4 protein-coding genes are annotated in these 3975 nt (G+C 64.1%); 1 reads left to right on the top strand and 3 read right to left on the bottom strand.

Annotation, left to right across the window (positions count from 1 at the left end; all coding sequences use genetic code 11):
- Positions 1-441, bottom strand: a 441-nt coding sequence (locus A3764_RS06980; RefSeq protein ID WP_201722409.1) for an enoyl-CoA hydratase-related protein, incomplete at its 3' end; no start/stop codon positions are given.
- 60 nt (positions 442-501) lie between these two features.
- Here A3764_RS06980 and A3764_RS06975 point away from each other — a divergent pair.
- Positions 502-696, top strand: a complete 195-nt coding sequence (locus A3764_RS06975; protein ID WP_067926270.1) for a SlyX family protein — start codon at positions 502-504, stop codon at positions 694-696.
- 30 nt (positions 697-726) lie between these two features.
- On the opposite strand, the gene A3764_RS06970 is transcribed toward A3764_RS06975, so the two are convergent.
- Both A3764_RS06970 and dnaE read right to left on the bottom strand, forming a co-directional pair.
- Entirely contained in the window at positions 727-1500 is a 774-nt protein-coding gene (locus tag A3764_RS06970; RefSeq protein WP_067926273.1) for a hypothetical protein, read from the bottom strand.
- An 85-nt stretch (positions 1501-1585) separates the two neighbouring features.
- The coding region (gene dnaE / locus A3764_RS06965) for a DNA polymerase III subunit alpha (protein WP_067951373.1) at positions 1586-3975 on the bottom strand (2390 nt) is incomplete at its 5' end.

Genomic DNA, 3975 nt, shown 5'->3' with positions numbered 1-3975 from the left:
CACCCCCCACCGCCGGCAATAGACCCCCATGACAGCGTCCTTGGCGACCACGCGCATGTCGCACCACAGGGCCAGTTCCAAACCGCCCGCCACCGCAGGCCCTTCGACCGCCGCAATCACCGGCTTCGACAGCATCAGCCTGCTGGGGCCCATGGGGCCCGGACGCGGATCACCCGCCGGATCGTGCCAGCTTTCGGGAATGTCGATCGCATCGATCCACTCCCGGGCGCTTCCGTCGGCGGCTGTCTTGAGGTCGAAGCCCGCACAGAATGCGCCCCCCGCCCCGGTCAGGATAGCCACGTCGAATGCCGGGTCAGCCTCGAAAGCGACGTAAGCGTCGAAAAGCGCCTGCGCCGTGGCCGGATCGACCGCGTTACGTGCCTGCGGGCGGTCGATCGTCACCACCCTGATCCGCCCCCGAGCCGTGATGCGAACTGTCATGCCATCCCCCCTTTAGCACTGCATCCACCCATGCTAGGGCAAGGCCGAAGGGGATGCAGCATGCAAAAGCTCGAAGAACAGATCGCCCATCTCACCCGCACCGTCGATGACCTCTCCGCGGTCGTGGCACGGCAGGCCGAAGAGATCACGACGCTGAACCGGCGCGTTCGGATGCTCATGCAGCGCGAAGGTGAACGGGAAGCCTCAGGTGGGGGCGGCGCGGTTTTCGGCGACGACAGACCGCCGCATTATTGACCGCCCGCCGATGAGGAGCGACGCCCGCCCTCAGTTTGCGGATTTGAGGGCCGCCGCCATTACAGCGCCATCGTGGATCAGGTACTCGGACCAGCGCCCGTCCCCGGGCCGTCCGGTATAGGCCGTCACGAAAAAGGTGCTTGCATCGAGTTTGCCGATCTTGCGCCCGCATGGCGCCGCGGCACCCACCCTGCAAACGCCTGACTTCACGCGGTCATAGGCGGCATCGGTCGCCGCGCGCGGCAAGGTGCCCGCCGCGGGACCAAAGCGATAGCTTTCGTAGCTGGAGGCATCGCTCAACATCGCGGCACCGGCGGTCAATTGGCGCGGGCAACCATCGCTGAAGCCGGTAATGTAGAAGGTGCGCGCGCCGGTCGCCCCCGGCGCACTGTCATGCAGGGCGAACCCCCGGGCCCGCGCGGCCTCGACCAACTGACCCAGTGGCTTGCCCTTGGCCGCACAGACCCGCGCGATCTCGCCATGGGGCAGAACGGTGCCGAAGGCCACTTCCCGCGCGTCCGGACCGTCACCCGCGGGGACGCTGTTGGAACCGCCGCCAAAGAGGCCCAGCAGCCCACCTAGCCCGCGTCGTGGCGCAGGTGCCGCTGCCTGCGGCGCATCCCCGCGAGTTGCGGACGTGCCGAAGAACCCTTCGCGGTCGATCTCCGCCTGATCCGGCAAGGCCTGGGCACTGGATCCCGTTTGCGGAATATCCAGATCGCCCACCCTATCGAAATCGGAAAGCGGATCCCCGCAGGCCGCAAGAAGAACCATGCCGAAAAACGCGGCAGTCAAACGCAACATATCTTTCCCCCCGGATCAGATGCCGATCTGATAGCGCATCCGCTCCGTGCCGTCGAATCCCGCTTTGTATCAGGCCGGGTTCCGCTCAGATCTCTTCGACTTCGAGAACGCCGCCCAAGGACCGGATCGCACCCCTGATCTGCGGCGTGACGGGGAATTCCGCGCCCAGATCCACTTCGACCTCACCGGGGAGCGCAGGGTCCATCAGGCAGAACTGGATCGGGCCGCGCCCCGCATTGCGCGCGGCCTTGCGCGCGCCTGCCAACACGTCCGCCACGGCGGCGATGGCACCCGGCGCGTTAACGAAAATACGCAACCCAGCACCGCCTGCATCGGCCACCACCCCGTCGATTGGCGCGACAGCACGGCCCAAAAGTTTGAGCTGATCGGATTCCATCGTCGCCTCGACGGTGACGACGACCTTGGACCCCGCTTCCAGATGTTCGCGCGCGGCCTCCAACGTGTCGGAGAACAAGGTAACCTCGTAACCGCCGGTGGTATCGGACATCTGGGCAAAGGCAAACCGGTTGCCCCGCGCCGACTTGCGCTCCTGCCGACCGGCCACTACCCCGGCGAGCTTGGCGACGAGCGGGCCGGCGGTGGCTTTTTCTGTCACTTCGTCCAACGTCAGAACGCCCTTGCGCCGCAATGGACCCATGTAATCATCCAGCGGATGGCCGGAGAGATAGAAGCCCACGGCCTTGAACTCTTCGGTCAGCCGCTCGGCAGGCAGCCAGTCGTCGCAGGGCGGCATACGCGGTTCGGGCAGATCGTCGCCCGCCTCCCCGAAGAGGGATACCTGATTGCTGGCCTTCTGTTCATGCACCGCCGCGGAATACGCCACCAGCCCGTCCAGTGCCTCGAACACGCGCCTGCGGTTCGGGTCGAGCGCATCGAAGCCGCCCGCCCGCGTCAGCATTTCCAGCGGCCTCTTGCCCACCCGTTTGAGGTCCACCCGGCGGGCCAGATCGAAAAGCGTGGCGAAGGGGCGGTCAGCGCCATTGACCTTGCGGCCATCGGTGATTAGGCGCATCGCCTCCACGCCCACGTTCTTCAACGCGCCCAGCGCATAGACAAGCGCGCCATCCACCACCTTGAAGGTCGCATCCGACCGGTTCACGCACGGCGGAACCCAAGGCAGTTCCAGCCGCTTGCGAACCTCTTCGAAATAGATCGCCAGCTTGTCGGTCAGGTGGATATCGCAGTTCATCACCCCGGCCATGAATTCCACCGGGTGGTTCGCCTTCAGCCAAGCGGTCTGGTAGCTGACGACAGCATAGGCGGCGGCGTGTGACTTGTTAAACCCGTAGTTGGCGAATTTTTCGAGCAGGTCGAAAACCTCGCTCGCCTTTTTCTTGTCGACGCCGTTGGCCATCGCACCCTTTTCGAACTTGGGGCGTTCCTTGGCCATCTCCTCGGCGATCTTCTTACCCATGGCGCGGCGCAAAAGGTCGGCGCCGCCGAGGCTGTAGCCCGCCATGACCTGCGCGATCTGCATCACTTGTTCCTGATAGACGATGATGCCTTGGGTCTCTTCGAGAATGTAGTCGATGCTCGGGTGCACGGATTCGCGTTCACGCAGCCCGTTCTTGACTTCGCAATAGGTGGGGATGTTCTCCATCGGGCCGGGACGGTAGAGCGCCACGAGCGCCACAATGTCTTCGATGCAGGTGGGCTTCATCCGTTTCAGGGCATCCATCATGCCCGAACTTTCCACCTGAAACACGGCGACCGTCTTTGCGCTGGCATAAAGACGATAGGATGCCGGATCATCCAGCGGGATGGCCGAAATGTCGTCCTCCAACCCCTCTGGCGGCGTATAAAGCTCGGTCCCGTCCGCCGCGATATGCAGATGCCGGCCCGATGCCTTGATCTGGTCCACCGCGTTCTGGATCACGGTGAGGGTCTTCAGCCCCAGAAAGTCGAACTTCACCAGCCCGGCCTGTTCCACCCATTTCATGTTGAACTGCGTTGCCGGCATGTCGGAACGCGGGTCCTGATAAAGCGGTACGAGCGCATCGAGCGGCCTGTCCCCAATCACCACACCCGCCGCATGGGTGGAGGCATTCCTGAGCAGACCTTCGACCTGTTGCCCGTACTCGAGCAGCCGCGCCACGACCTCTTCGTTGCGGGCCTCCTCGCGCAGGCGCGGCTCATCCGCCAACGCCTTTTCGATGCTGACGGGTTTGACGCCTTCGACCGGGATCATCTTGGAAAGCCGGTCCACCTGCCCGTAGGGCATCTGCAACACGCGCCCCATGTCGCGTACGGCCGCCTTGGACAGCATCGCGCCGAAGGTGATGATCTGGCCCACCTTGTCGCGGCCATATTTCTGCTGAACGTACTGGATGACCTCTTCACGCCGATCCATGCAGAAGTCGATATCGAAGTCGGGCATCGAAACCCGCTCCGGGTTGAGGAAGCGTTCGAAAAGCAGCGAATAGCGCAGCGGATCAAGATCCGTGATCGTCAGCG

The sequence above is a fragment of the Sulfitobacter sp. HI0129 genome, assembly GCF_001635395.1.
Taxonomy (GTDB): Bacteria; Pseudomonadota; Alphaproteobacteria; order Rhodobacterales; family Rhodobacteraceae; genus Sulfitobacter.
This window is presented reverse-complemented; position numbering and strand designations above follow the sequence as displayed.